Below are 19,311 nucleotides of genomic sequence, written 5' to 3'. Positions count from 1 at the left end.
TCACGACCCCAGGATCGACGCCAGGAACTCCCCCACCCAGCCGAGCAGTTCGCGGCCGACCAGCGGCTTGCCGCCGACCTTCGCGGTCTTCGGGCGGGGCACCAGGATCTGGTTCGCCGCCGGCTTGATGACGGTGCCCGGGTACAGGCGCTTGAGGCGCAGCTCCTGGGACTCGCGCAGGTCCACCGGGGCGAAGCGGATGTTGGTGCCCTGCAGGACGATCTCGCCGACGCCGCACGCACGCGCCAGCATCCGCAGGCCCGCCACCAGGAGGAGGTTCTCCACCGGCTCCGGCAACTTGCCGTAGCGGTCGGTGAGTTCCTCGCGTACGGACGTGATGTCCTCCTCCGTGTTGGCGGAGGCGATGGCGCGGTAGGCCTGCAGGCGCAGGCGCTCACCGGGGGCGTAGTCGTGCGGGACGTGCGCGTCCACCGGGAGCTCGATCTTGACCTCCAGCGGCGGCTCCTCCTCCACGCCGCCCTCCAGGGACGCGCGGTAGTCGGCGACCGCCTCGCCCACCATGCGGACGTAGAGGTCGAAGCCGACGCCCGCGATGTGGCCCGACTGCTCGCCGCCCAGGAGGTTTCCGGCGCCGCGGATCTCCAGGTCCTTCATCGCCACGTACATGCCCGCGCCCATCTCCGTGTGCTGGGCGATCGTGGCGAGGCGCTCGTGGGCCGTCTCCGTGAGGGGCTTCTCCGGCGGGTAGAGGAAGTAGGCGTAACCGCGCTCGCGGCCACGGCCGACACGGCCGCGCAGCTGGTGGAGCTGGGACAGGCCGAAGTTGTCGCCACGCTCGACGATCAGGGTGTTGGCGTTGGAGATGTCGATGCCCGACTCGACGATCGTCGTCGAGACCAGGACGTCGAACTTCTTCTCCCAGAAGTCCACCACGACCTGTTCCAGGGCCTGTTCGGACATCTGGCCGTGGGCCGTCGCGATGCGCGCCTCGGGGACGATGTCGCGCAGCCGGGCCGCCGCGCGGTCGATGGACTCGACGCGGTTGTGGATGTAGAAGACCTGGCCCTCGCGCAGGAGTTCACGGCGGATGGCCGCGCCGATCTGCTTCTCCTCGTACGGACCGACGAAGGTCAGGACCGGGTGGCGCTCCTCCGGCGGGGTCGTGATCGTCGACATCTCGCGGATGCCGGTGACCGCCATCTCCAGGGTGCGCGGGATCGGCGTCGCGGACATCGTCAGGACGTCCACGTTCGCGCGGAGCTTCTTCAGCTGCTCCTTGTGCTCCACGCCGAAGCGCTGCTCCTCGTCGACGATGACCAGGCCCAGGTCCTTGAACTTCGTCTCGGAGGAGAAGAGGCGGTGCGTGCCGATGACGATGTCGACCGAGCCGTCCTTCAGGCCCTCCAGCGTCGCCTTGGACTCGGTGTCGGTCTGGAAGCGGCTCAACGCCCGTACGTTGACCGGGAACTGGGAGTACCGCTCGGAGAACGTGCCGAAGTGCTGCTGGACCAGGAGCGTCGTGGGGACGAGGACCGCCACCTGCTTGCCGTCCTGCACCGCCTTGAAGGCCGCGCGGACCGCGATCTCCGTCTTGCCGTAACCGACGTCGCCGCAGATCAGGCGGTCCATCGGGACCGTCTTCTCCATGTCCTCCTTGACCTCGGCGATCGTGGTGAGCTGGTCGGGCGTCTCCGCGTACGGGAAGGCGTCCTCCAGCTCGCGCTGCCAGGGGGTGTCGGGGGCGAAGCTGTGGCCGGGCGCCGCCATGCGCGCGGAGTACAGCTTGATGAGGTCCGCGGCGATCTCCTTGACCGCCTTCTTCGCGCGCGCCTTCGTCTTGGTCCAGTCGGCGCCGCCGAGGCGGTGCAGCGTCGGGGCCTCGCCGCCCACGTACTTGGTGATCTGCTCCAGCTGGTCCGTGGGGATGTAGAGCCGGTCGCCGGGCTGGCCGCGCTTGGCGGGGGCGTACTCCACGACCAAGTACTCGCGCGTGGCGCCCTGGACGGTGCGCTGCACCATCTCGATGTAGCGGCCCACGCCGTGCTGCTCGTGGACGATGTAGTCGCCGGACTCCAGGGTGAGCGGGTCGATCGTCTTGCGGCGGCGGGCCGGCATGCGCTGGCCGTCCTTGCCCGCCGCCTTCTGCCCGGAGAGGTCGGTCTCGGTGAGCACGGCAAGCTTCAGCGAGGGGTCGACGAAGCCGAAGTCGATCGAGCCGCAGGAGACGTGCACGACGGAGGGGGTCAGCTCGGTGAGGTCCGCGTCCAGGCGGGCCGCGATGCCCTCGCCGCCGAGGACCTCGACGGTGCGGGCCGCGGGGCCGTGGCCCTCGGTCACATAGACCGTGCGCCAGCCGTCCGCCAGCCAGCCCTTGGTGTCCGCGAGCGCCTTCGCGGTGTCGCCGCGGTACGTCTCCGGGGCGTGCATGCCGAGCTTGAGCGTGTCCTCGTCGAGGTCGACGTCGGCGGCGAAGGGGCTCACCGACCACCACATCATCCCGAGGTCGCTCGCGTGGTCGCGGACGTCCGCGATGCCCCACAGCGACGCCGCGCCCACGTCGATCGGCGCCTCGCCGCCACCGGCCGTCGCCGCCCAGCTGGCCTGCAGGAACTCGTGCGAGGTCGCCACCAGGTCGGCCGCGCGCGTGCGCACCCGCTCCGGGTCGCAGACCACGGCCATGGAGCCCTTCGGCAGGACGTCGAGCAGCAGCTCCATGTCGTCCACCAGGACCGGGGCGAGGGACTCCATGCCCTCGACCGCGATGCCCTCCGCGATCTTCCCGAGCAGCTCGCCCAGCTCCGGGTGGCGCTCGGCCAGGGCGGCGGCCCGCTCCCGGACCTCGTCGGTGAGCAGCAGCTCACGGCAGGGCGGCGCCCACAGGCCGTGCTCGGCGACTTCGAGGGAGCGCTGGTCGGCGACCTTGAAGTACCGGATCTCCTCGACGTCGTCGCCCCAGAACTCCACGCGGAGCGGGTGCTCCTCGGTCGGCGGGAAGACGTCCAGGATGCCGCCGCGCACGGCGAACTCGCCCCGCTTCTCGACCAGCTCGACACGGGAGTACGCCGCCGCGGCGAGCGCCTCGACCGTCTCGTCCAGGTCCGTGGTCTGCCCCGTGCGCAGGGCCACGGGCTCCAGGTCGCCGAGCCCCTTGACCTGCGGCTGGAGCACCGAGCGGACCGGCGCGACGATCACCGAGACCGGACCGGTCTCCGGGTCGTCCGTGCTGGGGTGGGCCAGGCGCCGCAGCACCGCGAGGCGGCGCCCGACCGTGTCCGAGCGGGGCGAGAGGCGCTCGTGCGGGAGCGTCTCCCAGGAGGGGTACTCGGCGACGCCGTCCGGCGGCAGGATCGTGCGCAGCGCCGCCGCCAGGTCCTCGGCCTCGCGGCCGGTGGCCGTCACGGCGAGGACGGTGCGGCCGGACTCGCGGGCCAGCGCCGCCACGGCGAAGGGCCGGGCCGCGGGCGGGCCGACCAGGTCGACGTGCATGCGGTGGCCGTCGGTCGCGGCCTTGACCGCTTCGGCGAGTGCGGAGTCCTTGACGACAGCGTCGAGCAGACCGTGCAGGCTCATGGAGGGCTTTCCGTCCAGGTACCGGAGTGACCGGGGGTGGGTGGGCAACGCGAGACGCCCGGCACGTCGCACGGGCCGGGGGTCTCCAGCGTACGACTTGGGACCGACAGGCGCGGCCCGGTCGTGATGAGCCCCGCGCGAGGGGCCGCGCGCCCCCCTCCCGCACAATGTCCGGAAAAACACCCGTCCGGAAGAAGCCCGAAGAAGCCCGTAGCACCGTGTAAACCGGACGCGCGTCCCAGGCGTACTGCCTTGGAGAGCCACACAGCACGTCGCGAGCCGCACAGGACCCACCCGCACCGCCCTGCACCACACGCACCGGGAGACCACTTGACCGACGAGGAGTTCGAGGCGTTCTACGCGCACTCCGTGAGACCGCTGGTCGGGCAGGTGTATCTGATGACGGGCGACCTCCACGAGGCACAGGACGTGGTCCAGGAGGCCTTCGTCCGCGCCTGGGCCCGCCGCGGCCGCCTGGAGCGGGACGCCGGGCCCGAGGCGTGGATCAGGACCGTCGCCTGGCGGCTCGCCGTCAGCCGGTGGCGGCGGCGCGGGCGGACCGCGGACGCCTGGCGGCGCCACCACGGGGAACGGGCGGGCACCGTGCCCGCGCCGGACCCGGGCACCGTCGCGCTGGTCGCCGCGCTCAGGCAGCTGTCCGAGCGGCAGCGGCGGGTGGCGGTGCTGCACTACGTGTGCGACCTGTCCGTGCAGCAGGTCGCCGCGGAGACCGGGATCGCGGCCGGGACCGTGAAGTCCCACCTCTCCCGTGCCAGGGCGGCTCTCGCACCGCACCTCGACGACGCGCCGACCCCGGAGGAGCACCGTGACTGAGCCAAGGGCCGAGGCCGACGCGGACGCCGACGACGGCCTCGCCCTCGCGCTGAAGCGGGCCGCGGAATCCGGCGGGCGGCTCGCCGCGCCCGTGCCCGCGGGGCAGGTGGCCGCGCGGGGCCTGCGGCGCAGACGGCGGACGTACGCGGTGGCCGCCGCGGCCGCCGTGTGCGTGCTGTCCGGTGGCGCGGCGGTCGCCGCGCTGCGGATGGGTGAGGGGAGTGAGCCGGTGCGGCCCGCCGCGCCGCCGAGCCCCACGTCGTCGGCGTCGCCGCCGGGTGCGTCCTCGCATACGCGGGTGCCCTCGCGGATGCCGTCCTCGTCGGCTCCGCCGCCCGGTACGTCTTCGCCGCCGGCCGATACCTCCACCCCGACGACGGCACCTGCCTCGGGGGGCTGACTTCTTCCGTGCGCGCCACCGTCCCACGGGGCTCCGCCCCGGACCCCGCTCCTCAAACGCCGGAGGGGCTGAATGTGACCTCGGCCCCTCGAACCGAGGGGCCCGATATCTCTCGTCGACCAGAAAGCCACCCCATGTCCGGACCCCAGTCCGATGCCCCCGCCGTCGAGGGCGTCGTCGACGACCCCGTCCCGGGGAGCGCGCCCGAGCGGATAACCGCGCGGGACCAGAGCGACCCGGCCGCCGCGGTCCGTGCGGAAGACCGCCTCTGGGACCGCGCCCCCCACCTCCTCGCCGCCGCCCTGTTCGCCGCGTACGCCCTGGTGTCCGTCTGCCGGTTCCGGCGCATGGAGAGCCGCTCCTGGGACCTCGGGATCTTCGAGCAGGCCGTGCGCGCCTACGCGCACCTCCAGGTGCCGGTGGCCGATCTCAAGGGGCCGGGGGCGAACATCCTCGGCGATCACTTCAGCCCCGTCACCGCCCTGCTCGCCCCCGCCTACCGGGTCTTTCCCTCGCCCGTCACGCTGCTCGTCGCGCAGGCGCTGCTCTTCGCCGTCTCCGCGATCCCCGTGACGCGCGCCGCGACCCGGCTCCTCGGCCGCGCCTCCGGGCTCGCCGTCGGGGTCGCGTACGGCCTGTCCTGGGGGATCCAGCGCGCCGTCGACTTCGACTTCCACGAGATCTGCTTCGCCGTGCCCCTGATCGCCTTCTCCCTGGAGGCACTCCTCCGGCAGCGGTGGCGGGCCGCCCTGCTGTGGGCGCTGCCCCTCGTCCTCGTCAAGGAGGACCTGGGCGTGACCCTCGCCGCGCTCGCCGTCGTCGTGGCGATCCGGTGCCGCCGCTCGGACCCGAAGGCCCTGCCCTACGCCCTCGGCGTCGCCGCCTTCGGTGCCGTCGCCGCCCTCGTGACGCTGACCCTGGTCATCCCCGCCTTCAACTCGGTCGGCTCGTACGACTACTGGAACAAGGTCGGCGAGGGCGGCGCGACCGCCGGGCTCTTCGAGGGGCTCGACACCAAGCTGCGCACCCTGCTGTGGCTGCTGCTGCCCACCACCGGGCTGCTCGCCCTGCGCTCGCCGCTGCTCCTGGTCGCGCTGCCCACCCTCGGCTGGCGCTTCCTCTCCGGAGACGAGCACTACTGGGGCACCGACTGGCACTACAGCGCGGTCCTGATGCCGGTCGTCGCCCTCGCCCTCGTCGACGCCGTCGACATCGCGCGGCGCAGCGGGAAGCCGTGGCTGCGCACGTACGCCGACCGGCTGCCCGCCTGTGTCGCGGCCGCCGCGCTCGCCCTGACGACCGCGCTGCCGCTGGCCGGCCTCACCGAGTCGGCCACGTACGAGAAGAGCAGGCAGGTGACCGCCAGGGAGCGGCTGCTGGAGCGCGTCCCCGACGGCGCCACCGTCGAGGCGAACATAGGGCCGATCAGCAGGCTCACCTCCCGCGCCCGCGTCTTCTGGGTGGGCGCGGCCCGCCCGGTCGTCCCCGACTACCTCGCCCTGGACGTCCGCTCGGGCTGGACGAAGGACCCGGTCGCGTACGCCCACCAGCTGCACCCGGGGGCCCGTTACGTCGCGGAGGCCAACGCCTACGGCTACGTCCTGCTCCGCAAGGCGTAACGACGGCGGGGCCGGGCCCGGACAGCCGTCGGCCCCGGCGGGCGCACCACGCACCCGCCGGGGCCGGTTCCCCCGCTCCCCCGTGGCGGTGGCTATTCGGTGGCGATCGCGTTCAGGACGTTCATCCGGCCCGCCCGGAAGGCCGGGACCAGCGCGGCGAACAGGCCCACGAACGCCGACCCGATGAAGACCGCCGCGATCGTCGGCCACGGGATCTCCAGGACCTTCAGGCCCTCAAGGGCCAGGAGCTTCTGCGCCGTCGCCCCCCAGCCCATGCCGAGGCCGAGGCCGAGCAGCGCGCCGAAGAGGGCGATGACCACCGACTCCATGCGGATCATGCGGCGCAGCTGGCGGCGCGAGAGGCCGATCGCCCGCATCAGGCCGATCTCGCGGGTGCGCTCCACCACGGAGAGGGCCAGGGTGTTCACCACCCCGAGGATCGCGACGATGATCGCGAGGCCGAGCAGGCCGTAGACCATGTTGAGCATCTGGCCGACCTGGTCCTTCAGCGTCTGCTTGAAGTCGGTCTGGTCCATCACCTTGTACTGCGGGTACGCCTCCAGGGACTCCTTGAGGGATGCGTACGCGGCGTCCTCCTGGCCCTTGTCGGCCGTGGCGAACAGGATGTCGTCCTGCGGCATCCGGTCCGCGGGGACGTACTTCTCCAGGGTCGTGACGTTGGTGTACATCGCGCCCTTGTCGACCGAGCCGTCGTCCGAGGTGATCGCCGCGAGCCTCAGCTCCGCCGTCCTGCCGTGGTCGAAGGCGACCTTCAGCTCGTCGCCGACCTTCAGTCCGTGCTTCTTGGCGAACTCGTCGCCGACCGACATGGCGTCCTTGCCGTACGCGGCGCTCAGCGTGCCCGCGGTCGTCTCGCGGCGCAGGTCCTTGGCGTACGTCGGGTCGGCGGCGCTCAGGCCGACGCCGTCCACGATCTTGCCGTCGGGCGTCGTCAGGTCCGCGTCGATCTGCTTGTAGCGCGTGATGTGGGAGACGTGCTCGGCCTTGCCCAGGGCCTCGGCGGCCTTCGGGGTGATCGAGATGCCGGGCTGGGTGGGCTGGACGATGAAGTCCGCGCCGACCGACTTGTCGAGCTCGTCGGTGGCGGAGGCGACCATCGAGGAGCCGACGACGGAGAGGCAGGCGACCAGCGCGAGGCCGATCATCAGGGCCGCTCCGGTGGCGCCGGTGCGGCGCGGGTTGCGCAGGGCGTTGCGCTCGGCCATCCGTCCCACGGGGCCGAACATCCGCAGCAGGACCACGCTGATGACGCGGACCACGCCGGAGGCGAGCACCGGTCCCACGACGACGAAGCCGATGAGGGTCAGGACGACGCCGCCGCCCAGGAAGAGCGACCCGTCCTTGGCCTTGTCGGCCTGTGAGGCGGTGTAGAGGGCGAAGACGCCGACGCCGGTCAGGACCAGGCCGATCACGGCGCGCAGCGCGCTCGCCCTGCCGTCGGCCGGGGTGCCCGCGTCGCGCAGCGCGGCCATCGGCGAGACCTTGCCCGCCCGTCGTGCGGGGAGGTAGGCGGCGAGGACGGTGACGACGACGCCGAGGACCATGCCGACCACGGGGGTCGTCCAGTTGATGGTGAGGTCGCCGGTGGAGAGCTCCATGCCCATGCCGGACATGAGCTTCATCAGGCCGACGGCGAGGCCGATGCCCGCGCCGACGCCGAGGACCGAGCCGAACACGCCGAGCAGCAGCGCCTCGACGAGCACGGAGCGGTTGACCTGCTTGCGGCTGGATCCGATGGCGCGCATCAGGCCGATCTCGCGGGTGCGCTGGGCCACCAGCATCGAGAAGGTGTTGATGATGAGGAAGATGCCGACGAGGAAGGCGATTCCGGCGAAGCCGAGCATCGCGTACTTCATGACGTCGAGGAAGCCGCCGACGTCCTTGCGGCCGTCGTCCGCGCTCTCCTTCTGCGTCTTGATGTCGTACGTGGACACGGAGGCGCCGAAGGCCTCGGTGACGTTCTCCTTCAGCCGCGCGTCGCTGACGCCCGCGTCGGCGGTGAGGTTGACGTGCGTGAACCGTCCTGTGGCGCCGAGGAGTTGGCGTTGGGCGGTCTCGGTGTCGTAGTAGAAGATCGCGGCGCCGGGGTTGGTCACCTTGAAGGTGGCGATGCCGGAGATCCTCGCGGTGCGGTCACCGGTGGCGGTGATGGTGCGCAGCTCGTCGCCGATCTTCAGGTCGTGCTTGTCGGCGGTGTCGGCGTCGACCATGACCTCGGTGGGGCCGCGCGGTGAGTGGCCGGAGGTGATGTCCATCGAACGCAGGTCGTTGTGCGTCCAGTTGCCCGCGATGGTCGGGCCGCCGCTGGTGGGGCCGAGGTTCTTGTTGTCGGAGTCGACGACGGTCACGCTCTCGCTGCTGACCGCGCCCTCGGCGGACTTCACGCCGTCGGCCTTCCTCGCCTCGGCGACGACGGACGCGGGCATCGACTCGGGCTTGCCGCTGCGGGGCGAACCGCCCTCGTCGTCGGCGGACTTGGGGGTGACCGTCACATCGGACGAGGTCGCGGCGAAGAGCTTGTCGAAGGTGGTGCCCATGGTGTCGGAGAAGACGAGCGTGCCGCACACGAACGCCACCGAGAGGACCACGGCCACCGCGGAGAGCGCCATGCGGCCCTTGTGCGCGAAGAAGTTGCGCATCGAGGTCTTGAGGACGGTCATGACGTGCGCCCCCGGGCGTCGAACGACTTCATGCGGTCCAGGACCTGGTCGGCGGTCGGGTGGTGCATCTCGTCGACGATCCGGCCGTCGGCGAGATACAGGACGCGGTCCGCGTACGAGGCGGCGACCGGGTCGTGCGTGACCATCACGATGGTCTGGCCGAGCTCGGTGACCGAGCGGCGCAGGAAGCCCAACACCTCCGCTCCCGCACGGGAGTCGAGGTTTCCGGTCGGCTCGTCGCCGAAGATGATCTCGGGGCGGGACGCGAGCGCGCGGGCCACGGCGACGCGCTGCTGCTGGCCGCCGGAGAGCTCGGTGGGCCGGTGCTTGAGGCGCCCGGCGAGGCCCACGGTCTCCACGACCTGGTCGAGCCAGCCGCGGTCGGGCCTGCGGCCCGCGATGTCCATCGGGAGCGTGATGTTCTCGATGGCGTTGAGGGTGGGGAGGAGGTTGAACGCCTGGAAGATGAAGCCGATCCGGTCCCTGCGCAGCTGCGTGAGCTTCTTGTCCTTGAGGCCGGTGATCTCGGTCTCGTCCAGGAAGATCTGCCCGCCGCTGACCGTGTCGAGGCCCGCGAGGCAGTGCATCAGGGTGGACTTGCCGGAGCCGGAGGGACCCATGATCGCGGTGAACTGCCCGCGGGCGATGTCCACGTCGATGTGGTCGAGGGCCACCACGCGGGTCTCCCCGGAGCCGTAGGCCTTCACGACCTGGCGCGCCCGTGCCGCCACGGCCGTCCGCCCGCCAGTGCCCCCGTGCCTGGGTGTGGTTACAGCCGTTGTCACGGTTTTTCTCCTATGTCGGTCATGTGATGAGTCGCGGGTGTGCGCCGCGCGGTCGAGGGTGTTCGCCGCGCGATTCGAGTCTGGTGCCGTGAGGGGGTCCCGCGCGCTGGTGCTCGGCGCAGTCTTCTGCGGGGGAAAACCCCACCCCCGTGGTGCGGTTGTCCGCGCCGGCCCCGCGTCCGGCTCGTAAGGACAATCTAAGGACCGCCCCGGCCCGCATCGTCATCCGCCGGGACGAACGCTCCCCGGTCCGTAGTGCGGAGGCTCCCCTAGGGGGTCTCCACCCGCCGGTGGAGATCAACTCAGGGTCGTCCACCCCCTGCCCTCCACCCCCCGCAGGGTGGGAAAGTGGCCCTCAGCAACTGGTGCAGGGGGAAGGAATCTCGGTGGGCGTGCGCGCGGACGCGAGCGGGCGGGACGCGATACGGGGCCGGGGCGCGGTCGTCGCCGCCCTGATGCTCTCCATGGCGCTGGCCGCCCTGGACTCCACGATCGTCGCGACGGCGGTGCCGCAGATCGTCGGCGACCTCGGCGGCTTCTCCGTCTTCTCCTGGCTCTTCTCCGGCTATCTGCTCGCGGTGACCGTCAGCCTGCCCGTCTACGGCAAGCTCTCCGACACCTTCGGCCGCAAGCCGGTCCTCATCGCGGGCAGCGTCCTCTTCCTCGTCGGTTCGGCGCTGTGCGCGGGCGCCTGGGACATGGCGTCGCTCATCGCCTTCCGCATCGTCCAGGGCCTCGGCGGCGGCGCCATCCAGGGCACCGTGCAGACGCTCGCCGCCGACCTCTATCCGCTGCGGGAACGCCCCAGGATCCAGGCGAAGCTGTCCACCGTGTGGGCGGGCTCGGCCATCGCGGGCCCCGCGCTCGGCGGCCTCCTCGCCTCGTACGCGGACTGGCGCTGGATCTTCCTCATCAACCTGCCCGTGGGCGCCGTCGCGCTCTGGCTGATCGCGCGGCACCTGCACGAGCCGAGCCGCGTCAGGGCCCCCCTCGGCCGCGTCGACTGGCCCGGCGCGCTCGCCGTCTTCGCCTGCGGCGGCGTGCTGCTCACCGCGCTCGTCCAGGGCGGCGTCGCCTGGAACTGGCTCTCCGCGCCCTCCCTCGCGCTCTTCGGCACCGGCCTCGCCCTGGTGGCCGTCGTCGTGCTCGTCGAGCGCGGGGCCGCGGACCCGATCATCCCCGGCTGGGTCTGGCGCAGGCGCACCATCGCGGCGGTGAACCTCGCCCTCGGTTCGCTCGGCCTGCTGATGGTCGCCCCGACGGTGTTCCTGCCCACGTACGCCCAGTCGGTGCTCCAACTGGCGCCGGTCGCCGCCGGGTTCGTGCTCTCCACGATGACGCTGAGCTGGCCGGTGTCGGCGGCCCTGAGCCAGCACGTCTACCGGCGGATCGGGTTCCGCAACTGCGCGGTGCTCGGCATCGCGGCGGCCGCCCTCACGCTCTTCGCCTTCCCGCTGCTCCCCTACCCCGGCAGCGCGTGGCAGCCCGCCCTGCTCATGCTGTTGCTCGGCGCGGCCCTCGGCCTCTTCCAACTGCCGCTGATCGTCGGCGTCCAGTCCACGGTCGGCTGGTCCGAGCGCGGCACGGCCACCGCGTCCGTCCTCTTCTGCCGGCAGATCGGCCAGACCGCGGGCGCGGCCCTCTTCGGCGCGGTCGCCAACGGCGTGCTGGCCTCGCGCCTCGGCGGGGCGGGCTCGCTGGACTCGGTGGCCCGCTCGCTCGACGACCCGGCGGCCGTGGCCGACCCGGAGCGGCTGCGGCGCGCGGTGGACGCGGCGGTCGACTGGGTGTACGTGGGCGCGGGCTGCGCGGCGGTGGCGGCCCTCCTCGTGCTGCTGTTCGTGGCGCCACGGCGCTTCCCCGTACTCCAGGAGGAACAACAGGCCCCACAGGAAGAGCAGTTGTCACCCACGCAACAGGCCGACTGATCGGTTTGTCGAAAACCCCACACACCACCCCTACTTACAAGTAACGTCTCGGCTCCCCTCGCTCCCTGCGGTCCGCACCACCGGACCGGAAGCCGCGCAAGGAGAACCGGGATGAGCCACCCACCGTACGACCCACCGCCCCCGCCCCCACCGCACGAGCCGCACCTCACCTACCCCTGGCAGCCGCCACCGCCGCCCCCGGCCCCGCCCGCGCCCCGCCTCCCCCGCCATCCGGCGCCCGGCCGCCACAGCGACCTGCGCAAGCTGCGCGTCGCCTACCGCGGACAGCGCCGCGTCGCCACGCTCACCGCCCTCGGCTACTTCACCCTCTTCCTCGCCCTGTCCGCCTTCGCGCCGTCCCTGATGACCGGCACCGTCTCCGGCGGCCTGAGCACCGGCCTGCTGCTCGGCCTGTGCCAGCTCCCCGTCACCTGCCTCGCCCTCGTCCTGTACGAGCGCACGGCGCGCCGTCGCCTGGACCCGCTGGCCGAACGACTGCGCAAGCAGGCCGAGTTGGCGGCGGCACGGGCGAGCGGGGGCCACGCGTGAGCGACCAAGCGCAGACCATGTCCCTGGTGGCCTTCACCGCCGTGGTCACCCTCACGCTGCTGCTCTGCGTCCTGACCGTGCCCGACCGGGACGACCTCGACGAGTTCTACACCGGCTACGGCGCGCTCTCCCCGATGCGCAACGGCCTGGCCATCGCGGGCGACTACATCTCGGCGGCCACCGTCCTCGGCACCGGGGGCGTGATCGCCCTCCTCGGGTACGACGGCGTGGTCCTCGCCCTGAGCACGGCGCTCTCCCTGACCCTGCTGATGTTCCTGCTGGCCGAACCCCTGCGCAACGCGGGCCGGTTCACCATGGGCGACGTCCTGGCGCGCCGCATGCCGGGCCGCGCCGTCCGCGTCGCCGTGTGCGTGGCGACCCTGGCCGCACTGCTCCCGCTGATGCTGGTCCAACTGGCGGGCGCGGGCGACCTGCTGGCCTTCATCCTCGGCTTCTCCGACGAGGGCCTGAAGACCGGCTGCATCGTCGCGCTCGGCGCCCTGATGATCAGCTACGCGGCGATCGGCGGCATGAAGGGCACCGCCCTCATCCAGATCCTGAAGATCGTCATGCTCCTCGGCTCCGGCGCGGTGGTCGCCGTACTGATACTGCGCCGCTTCGACTGGGACCCGGGCGCGCTGCTCGCCGCCGCCCAGCGCGGCAGCGGGGCGGGGCCCGCCTTCCTCCGGTCCGGACTGCAGTTCGCCCACAGCCCCAACCCCCGCCTGGACATGATCAGTTCGGAGCTGACGGTGGTCCTCGGCGGCGCGGCGCTCCCGCACGTCACGATGCGGATGTACACGGCGCGCAGCGCCCGCGAGATACGCCGCTCCATGTCCTGGGCGGTCTCGGCGGTCTCCCTCTTCGTCCTGATCATCACCGTGGTGGGCTTCGGCGCGGCCGCGCTGGTCGGCGGCGCGGCCCTCGCGAAGGACGACCCGCAGGGCAACACGGCCTATCTCCTCGGCTCCCGCGCGGCGTTCGGCGACCACAGCTCCACCGTCGAGACGCTGCTCTTCACGACGGTCACCACGGCGCTCTTCCTCACGCTGCTCGCGTCGGTGGCCGGCATGATCCTCGCCTGCGCCAACTCCCTCGCGCACGACGTCTTCGCGCACGGCCGCCGTCCGCCCTCGCCCCGGCGCGAGATGACGCTGGCCCGTGTCTCCGCCCTTGCCATAGGGGTCCCGGCGATCCTCCTCGCGGTCCTGGTCAAGGACCACAGCCTGCAGCCCCTGGCCACCCTCTCCTTCTGCCTGGGCGCGTCCGCCCTGGCCCCCGCCCTGGTGTACGGCCTCTTCTGGCGCCGCTACACGCGCACCGGCCTGCTCTGCACCCTGCTCGGCGGCACGCTCGGCGCCACGGTCCTGATGACGGGCACGAACCTGGTCTCCGGCAGCCCCGGGGCGGCCTTCCCGAACCACGACTTCGCCTGGTTCCCCTTCACCACGACGGGCATCGCCTCGATCCCGTTGGGCTTCCTCCTCGGCTGGCTCGGCACACGCCTGTCGGACCGCAGGGGCGCGCAGGACCAGCGCAGGCAGTACGAGGAGGTGGAGGGGCAGATCCTGGCGGGGGGTGGTACGACGACGTCGCTGAGCGACGGGCACGGTGGCGGGCGCCGCTAGGGAGTATCCCCTCCGCGGGCGCACGACCAGAGGGCCACCGGACGGCGGTCGCGGCCCAGGAGTGACCCCGAGGCGATGGGCGCGCCCCGGAGCCCCCGCCGACCGGCGGGCGCGACCAGCGGATTCCCTCTGCGCGGCGACGCGGCCGACGCATGACTCTGCGCGGCGACGGGGCTAGGGGGTGTCCTCCGCGGGCGCACGCCCCGTCAGCGCGGCCAGACTGCTGCGCACGTGGTCCATGTGCGCCCGCACCTCGTCCCACTCCTCGCCGTGCTCGCGCAGCACCCGCTCGGTCTCGCGGGCAAGCCGTTCCTCGACCAGGACGGCCTCCGCGACCAGCTCCGCGCCGCGCGCCTCGGCGTCCTCCTGCCGGTGCCGCGCGGACTCCTCCGCCTCGGCGAGGGCCCGCCCCGCCTCGGAGAGCCTGGCCTCGGCGGCGGCCATCCGCTCCGCGTCCCGCGCGTCCGACGCCGCCTCGCGCTCGGCGGCCTCGCGCTCCGCGGCCTCCCAGCGCTCGGCCTGCTCCTTCTCCTGCTCGGCGAGCAGGCTCTCGCACCGCTGCCGCATCTCGCGCAGCGCGGCGAGCGCCTCGCCGCGCCACTCCTTCACGTCGCGCCGGGCGGCGATCCTGATCTCGTCGGCCGTGGTCCTGTCCGCGAGCAGCCGCTGCCTCGCCCGCTCGTCGGCGTCGGCGCCGATCCGCTCCGCGTGGGCGCGCGCGGCGTCGCGCACCTCGCGCGCCCCGGCCTCGGCCGCCTCGGTCAGCCGCTGCGCCTCGTCCCGCGCCGCCTCGCGCACGGCGGCGGCCTCGGCCTCGGCGAGCGCGAGGATCTCCTGGGCCCGCGCGCCGAGCGTCTCGTACGTCTGGGGGGCGAGCCGCGACACGACGTCCCGCAGGTGCTCGGCCTCCGCCTCCATGTCCCTGGCCAGGACGGTCAGCCGGGCGGCACGCTCCCACGCGCCGTCCCGCTCCTGTGAAAGACCGGCGGCGTACGCCTCCACCTGCGCGGGACGGTAGCCGCGTCCGCGCACGGTGACGAAGCCGTGCGGCGACGACGGTGCACCGCTGCTGCTCATCCTTGGATCCCCTCTCCGACGTACCACGCGCGTACAACGCGATTGGCGCACATCTTGATGGATCAAGCGGAAGCGCTCATAACGCGACACTCCGCCCACCCCACCCGGTCAAGGATGCGTCAATTGACGCCAGAAGCCGGAATCGGGGTGTCATTTCTGAGCGCTTCGAAGAGTCGATCGGCCTTGACCTGGTCCCACACGACGACGTCGCCGACCCCGGCGATCTCCGGCTCGCTCGCCACCGGCACGGTCGTGGTGGCCCCCGAGCCGCTGGAGAGCCCCTCCATCTCGATCCCCATATGGGCCAGCGTCCCCACGCCGGTGTCCTTGTCGACGGTGAGCGCGTCGAGCGAGGCGCTCAGGAAGGGGATCAGGTTCCACGGCGGGAGCAGCACCGAGAGGCTCGTGGCCTTCTTCGCGACCGCGCTCACCAGCTGCTGCTGCCGCTTGACCCGCCCCAGGTCGCCCTGCGGATCGGAGTAGCGGGCCCGCACGTACCGCAGCGCCTGCACCCCGTCCATGTCCTGACAGCCCGCCTCGAAGTCGGCCCCCGACTTCTCGTCGTGCAGACCGCCCTCGGGTACGCAGATCCCGACGCCGCCCAGCGCGTCCACCACGTCGACGAAGCCGAGGAAGTTCACCTCGGCGTAGTGGTCGATGCGCAGCCCCGTGGCCTGCTCCACGGTCTGGGTCAGCAGCGGGGCGCCGCCGATCGCGTACGCCGAATTGATCTTCCCCTTGCCGTGCCCGGGGATGGCGACGTACGAGTCACGCGGGACGGAGACCAGTGAGGGCCCGCTGTCCCCGTGGTGCAGGACCATGATCGTGTCGGTGTTCAGCCCCTGGTCGTTGCCGACGTGGAGCTCCTTGCGCTGTTCGGGGGTGAGCGAGGACCGGCTGTCGGACCCGACGAGCAGCCAGTCGGTGCCCTTGCCCTGGCCGGGCCTGCTCTCGTACGCCGCGAAGGCGTCGGTGGTCCGCAGCCGCGAACCGGCCCAGAAATACAGGCCGGTTCCGTACGCGGCGACGAGTACGACCAGGGCCAGCAGGCTCAGCGCGACCCTCTTGGGCCACCGCCGCCTGCCCGCCCGCGAACCCTTGTCTGCCATGAGCGCATGATCGGGCCACGCGGGCTTTCACGCAGGTCGAGCCCCGCACCCCTGTCAAGGGGCGCGGGGAACTGCGCAGTCTTTCAGGGGCGCGGGGAACTGCGCAGTCCCTCAGGGGCGCGGGGAACTGCGCGACCAGCCACAGACGACCCGCACCCGAAGACCTACAGCAACCCGTCCCACATCTGCTCCAGCAACACCGACCACCAACTCTCCGGCGAAGCCAAAGCGGCAGCGTCCAGCGCGGCCAACTGACTCTGGAAGTCGACCGTCCACCGCCCCGCCTGCTCCTGGTTCAACCCGAACCGCAGACGCCACATACGACCCAGCAGCGCCATGCACCGCGCGAACTCCGGCAGCCCCGTGTTCACGAACTGCGGCGGCACCGGCGCACCGCCGGGCCCCGCCTCCACCGGCACGGCCACGATGTTCGCCGTGCCGTACTGGACGCAGAGCGCGCGGCCGAAGTCGCTGCCCATGACCAGGTACGAGCCCGCGTCGGACGCCGGCTGCACGCCGCGTTCCTGCGCCAGCTCGGCCAGCGTCGGCACCGGGCGCCCCGGCTGGGCCTGCGCCCAGAAGAACGGACCGAAGTCGACGGGCAGGCCCGCCACCACGAGGGTGTGCGCCACGATGTCCGGCACGCCCTGGCGGGACACCGCACGCTGGTCGAAGCGGAAGATGCCGGGGCCGAAGGCCGCGGCCAGCTCCTGCGCGATGCCCTCCGGCGGGATCGCCGGGGCGGGCGGCACCTGCTGCAGCGGCGCGCGCACGGGGGCCGGGCGTGCCGGGCCGTCCGCGACCTGGTGCAACTCGCCCTGGTGGGCCAGGAGTTGCTGCATGCCGCCCTGGCGGGACGCGTGGTCCTTGCCGTACGGGGCGATGGACGTGATGCGCGCCTGGGGCCAGGTCTCGCGGATCATGCGGGCGCAGTACGCGCCCGGCAGCTCGCAGGACTCCAGCTCGGTGTGGAGTTCGAGCACCTGCTGCGGCGGCACGTTCATGCCGCGCAGCTCGTGCAGGATCTGCCACTCCGGGTGCGGGGTTCCGGGCGCCGAGCGGCGGATGAGCTGCTGCTCGGAGCCGTCGGCGGCGCGGTAGCGCAGCACGGCCTGGTAGCCGGGGCCGACGGTGGGCTGGCCGGTGGGCGGCTGCGGATAGCCGTACGGCGGCCGGCCACCGGGGGCGCCGGGCGCACCGGGCCCCGGCTGCCCGGGAGCGGGCGGCGGAGGCATGCCGGGCGCGCCGGGACCGCCGACCGCGGGTCCGGCCAGCATCGTCGCGGCGTGGTGGACGCCACCACCGGGAGGCGGCGTGGCCCCACCGGGGGCACCGGGTGCGCCCGGGGGACCGGGCGGCTGCGGCGCACCGGGGGCACCGGGGGCGCCCGGCGGCTTGATCCCACCGCCGAGGCTCGGGTCGGCGAGCATCGTGGCGGCATGGTGCACCCCACCACCCGGAGGCGTACCCGGAGCACCGGGCGGACCGGGAGGCTGCGGCGCCCCAGGGGCACCGGGCGGACCGGGAGGCTGCGGCGCCCCCGGAGCGCCGGGCGCACCCGGCGGCTTGATCCCACCGGGACCGCCGAGGCTCGGATCGGCCAACATCGTCGCGGCATGGTGGACCCCACCGCCCGGAGGCGTACCCGGAGCACCGGGCGGACCGGGAGGCTGCGGAGCACCGGGCGCACCCGGAGCCTCCGGCGGCTTCGGCCCGTCCGGACCGAGCGAGGAGACGAGCTGCGTCGGGACGTACCCACCGGCGGGGGTACCGGGAGCACCGGGCCCGGAAGGCGGCGGCACCGGTGAACCGGCAGGCGGCTGCGGCGAGTTACCCCCGACGCCACCCGAAGCGGCACCGGGACCCTGCGGATACCCGTACGCGGACGCACCGCCACCCACAGACGCCCCCGACGGAGGCGGCACCGGCGAACCGGCAGGCGGCTGCGGCAAGTTACCCCCAGCGCCACTGGAAGCCCCCGCCCCCTGCGGATACCCATACGTAGACGCACCGCCACCCACAGACGCCCCCGACGGAGGCGGCACCGGCGAACCGGCAGGCGGCTGCGGCGAGTCACCCCCGACGCCACCCGAAGCGGCACCGGGACCCTGCGGATACCCGTACGCGGACGCACCGCCAGCCGCGGGCGCCCCCGGCGGAGGAAGCGGTACCGGCGAACCGGCAGGCGGCTGCGGAGAGTTGGCCGGCGGGGCGGCAGGGGCCGCGGGAACGCCGGGAGCCGCGGGAGCGCCCGGAGTCGCAGGGCCGCCCGGAGCCTCGGGACCGTCCAGGGCCGGGGCGATGGCCGTCTTCGGGAGCTGGCTGCCGCCGTGCATCAGGGCCGTCTTGGCGTCCGGCGCGACGCCCGGCGGCGGGGTGTCGTCCTCGTCGAGACCGGCCAGCGGCGGCGCGAACACCGTGGCGGGCAGCGGCACCGAATGGTCCTCGCCCGCATCGGCGTTGGTGTCCGTACCGGCCCAGGGGGTCGCCCCCGCGGGCACGCCCGGCGAAGTCACGGGCAGGCTGTCGTCACGGGCGGGCGCGCCGTCCTCCGGAGCGCCGGCCGCGGGCCACGGCGTGCCGCCGCCCGGGGCCGCGGGCGCCGCGGCCGCAGGCTCCGCATCCGAAACGCCCGAAGCACCCGAAGCACCCGAGGAGCCCGAGCTCCCCATGGGGCCGGACACGGCGTCGGGCACGGCGTCGGACACGGAGTCACTCACGGAATCGGACACCGCGTCGCTCACGGAGTCACTCGCGGAACCACCCGCGGAGTCCCCCGTACGCCGGTCCGGGATCCCCATCTTGTCCGCCGCCTCCTGGAGCCACTCCGGAGGGCTCAGCAGGAACGACGTCTGGTTCAGGTCCACCCGCTCCGGCGGCGCGGGGGCCGCGTCCTGCGGTCCCGTGTCCGGCAGGCCGTACTCCTCCTCGTACCGGCGAATGACCTCACCGACGGGCAGGCCCGGCCACAGCGTGGCCTCGCCGCTGTCCCGCGCGATGACGAGCCGCTGGCTGCCGCCGTCGGAGACGGGACCGTTCTCGCGGTCCTCGGCCCAGACGACGAACCCCAGGTCGAACTCCCGGACCCGCACCTCACGGTGCTGATAGCCCGGCACATCGCCGTTGATCCACTCCTCGGCGCGCTCCTGCGCCTGCGCGAAAGTCACCAT

General features: G+C 73.0%; 12 protein-coding genes. 6 read left to right on the top strand and 6 right to left on the bottom strand.

What is annotated here, in order from left to right; genetic code table 11:
- Positions 1 to 3,531 carry a transcription-repair coupling factor gene (mfd, locus tag ACZ4D5_RS31900; RefSeq protein ID WP_467775924.1) on the bottom strand — a complete coding sequence of 1,177 codons (3,531 nt, stop codon included), beginning with the start codon at positions 3,529 to 3,531 and terminating at the stop codon, positions 1 to 3.
- 330 nt (positions 3,532 to 3,861) lie between these two features.
- Here mfd and ACZ4D5_RS31895 point away from each other — a divergent pair, with 330 nt between their 5' ends.
- The 3 genes from ACZ4D5_RS31895 to ACZ4D5_RS31885 all read left to right on the top strand — a co-directional run bounded on the left by ACZ4D5_RS31895 (position 3,862) and on the right by ACZ4D5_RS31885 (position 6,384).
- On the top strand, positions 3,862 to 4,365 hold the full coding sequence (locus ACZ4D5_RS31895; protein ID WP_467775923.1) for a SigE family RNA polymerase sigma factor: 504 nt from the start codon (positions 3,862 to 3,864) through the stop codon (positions 4,363 to 4,365).
- Positions 4,358 to 4,765 (top strand): hypothetical protein, encoded by a 408-nt coding sequence (locus ACZ4D5_RS31890; protein ID WP_467775922.1) that lies wholly within the window; start codon positions 4,358 to 4,360, stop codon positions 4,763 to 4,765. The genes ACZ4D5_RS31895 and ACZ4D5_RS31890 overlap by 8 nt, the downstream gene beginning before the upstream one ends.
- Positions 4,766 to 4,899: 134 nt before the next feature.
- Positions 4,900 to 6,384: a DUF2079 domain-containing protein gene (locus tag ACZ4D5_RS31885; protein ID WP_467775921.1), complete on the top strand. Its 1,485-nt coding sequence runs from the start codon at positions 4,900 to 4,902 to the stop codon at positions 6,382 to 6,384.
- Between the two features lie 92 nt (positions 6,385 to 6,476).
- On the opposite strand, the gene ACZ4D5_RS31880 is transcribed toward ACZ4D5_RS31885, so the two are convergent.
- The gene (locus ACZ4D5_RS31880) at positions 6,477 to 9,065 is read right to left on the bottom strand and encodes an ABC transporter permease (RefSeq protein ID WP_467775920.1); all 2,589 of its coding nucleotides are present in this window, start codon (positions 9,063 to 9,065) and stop codon (positions 6,477 to 6,479) included.
- Positions 9,062 to 9,850, bottom strand: a complete 789-nt coding sequence (locus ACZ4D5_RS31875; RefSeq protein ID WP_467775919.1) for an ABC transporter ATP-binding protein — start codon at positions 9,848 to 9,850, stop codon at positions 9,062 to 9,064. Before ACZ4D5_RS31875 ends, ACZ4D5_RS31880 begins: the two co-directional genes overlap by 4 nt.
- Before the next feature lie 296 nt (positions 9,851 to 10,146).
- On the opposite strand from ACZ4D5_RS31875, the gene ACZ4D5_RS31870 reads away from it, so the two are divergent.
- The 3 genes from ACZ4D5_RS31870 (at position 10,147) to ACZ4D5_RS31860 (ending at position 13,955) form a co-directional block, all read left to right on the top strand.
- The gene (locus ACZ4D5_RS31870) at positions 10,147 to 11,778 is read left to right on the top strand and encodes an MFS transporter (RefSeq protein WP_467776043.1); all 1,632 of its coding nucleotides are present in this window, start codon (positions 10,147 to 10,149) and stop codon (positions 11,776 to 11,778) included.
- Positions 11,779 to 11,889: 111 nt separating this feature from the next.
- On the top strand, positions 11,890 to 12,327 hold the full coding sequence (locus ACZ4D5_RS31865) for a DUF485 domain-containing protein (protein WP_467775918.1): 438 nt from the start codon (positions 11,890 to 11,892) through the stop codon (positions 12,325 to 12,327).
- Between the two features lie 17 nt (positions 12,328 to 12,344).
- Complete coding sequence (locus tag ACZ4D5_RS31860) at positions 12,345 to 13,955, top strand: sodium/solute symporter (RefSeq protein ID WP_467776042.1); 1,611 nt, start codon at positions 12,345 to 12,347, stop codon at positions 13,953 to 13,955.
- Positions 13,956 to 14,129: 174 nt separating this feature from the next.
- Here ACZ4D5_RS31860 and ACZ4D5_RS31855 read toward each other — a convergent pair whose 3' ends face one another.
- The 3 genes from ACZ4D5_RS31855 to ACZ4D5_RS31845 form a co-directional block, all read right to left on the bottom strand.
- Positions 14,130 to 15,032 (bottom strand): cellulose-binding protein, encoded by a 903-nt coding sequence (locus ACZ4D5_RS31855; protein ID WP_467775917.1) that lies wholly within the window; start codon positions 15,030 to 15,032, stop codon positions 14,130 to 14,132.
- A gap of 119 nt (positions 15,033 to 15,151) precedes the next feature.
- Positions 15,152 to 16,141: an LCP family protein gene (locus ACZ4D5_RS31850; RefSeq protein WP_467775916.1), complete on the bottom strand. Its 990-nt coding sequence runs from the start codon at positions 16,139 to 16,141 to the stop codon at positions 15,152 to 15,154.
- 164 nt (positions 16,142 to 16,305) lie between these two features.
- Positions 16,306 to 19,311: an SUKH-4 family immunity protein gene (locus tag ACZ4D5_RS31845; RefSeq protein ID WP_467776041.1), complete on the bottom strand. Its 3,006-nt coding sequence runs from the start codon at positions 19,309 to 19,311 to the stop codon at positions 16,306 to 16,308.

Source organism: Streptomyces sp. NPDC025651, assembly GCF_055558735.1.
The sequence above is the reverse complement of the archived record's forward strand: the minus strand, read 5'-3'. Positions and strand labels throughout refer to the sequence as shown.

Coding starts and splice junctions, on each gene's coding strand:
- mfd (WP_467775924.1), bottom strand. CDS start 3,531: ATGAGCCTGCACGGTCTGCTCGACGCTGTCGTCAAGGACTCCGCACTC.
- ACZ4D5_RS31885 (WP_467775921.1), top strand. CDS start 4,900: ATGTCCGGACCCCAGTCCGATGCCCCCGCCGTCGAGGGCGTCGTCGAC.
- ACZ4D5_RS31880 (WP_467775920.1), bottom strand. CDS start 9,065: ATGACCGTCCTCAAGACCTCGATGCGCAACTTCTTCGCGCACAAGGGC.
- ACZ4D5_RS31865 (WP_467775918.1), top strand. CDS start 11,890: ATGAGCCACCCACCGTACGACCCACCGCCCCCGCCCCCACCGCACGAG.
- ACZ4D5_RS31860 (WP_467776042.1), top strand. CDS start 12,345: ATGTCCCTGGTGGCCTTCACCGCCGTGGTCACCCTCACGCTGCTGCTC.
- ACZ4D5_RS31855 (WP_467775917.1), bottom strand. CDS start 15,032: ATGAGCAGCAGCGGTGCACCGTCGTCGCCGCACGGCTTCGTCACCGTG.
- ACZ4D5_RS31850 (WP_467775916.1), bottom strand. CDS start 16,141: ATGGCAGACAAGGGTTCGCGGGCGGGCAGGCGGCGGTGGCCCAAGAGG.
- ACZ4D5_RS31845 (WP_467776041.1), bottom strand. CDS start 19,311: ATGGTGACTTTCGCGCAGGCGCAGGAGCGCGCCGAGGAGTGGATCAAC.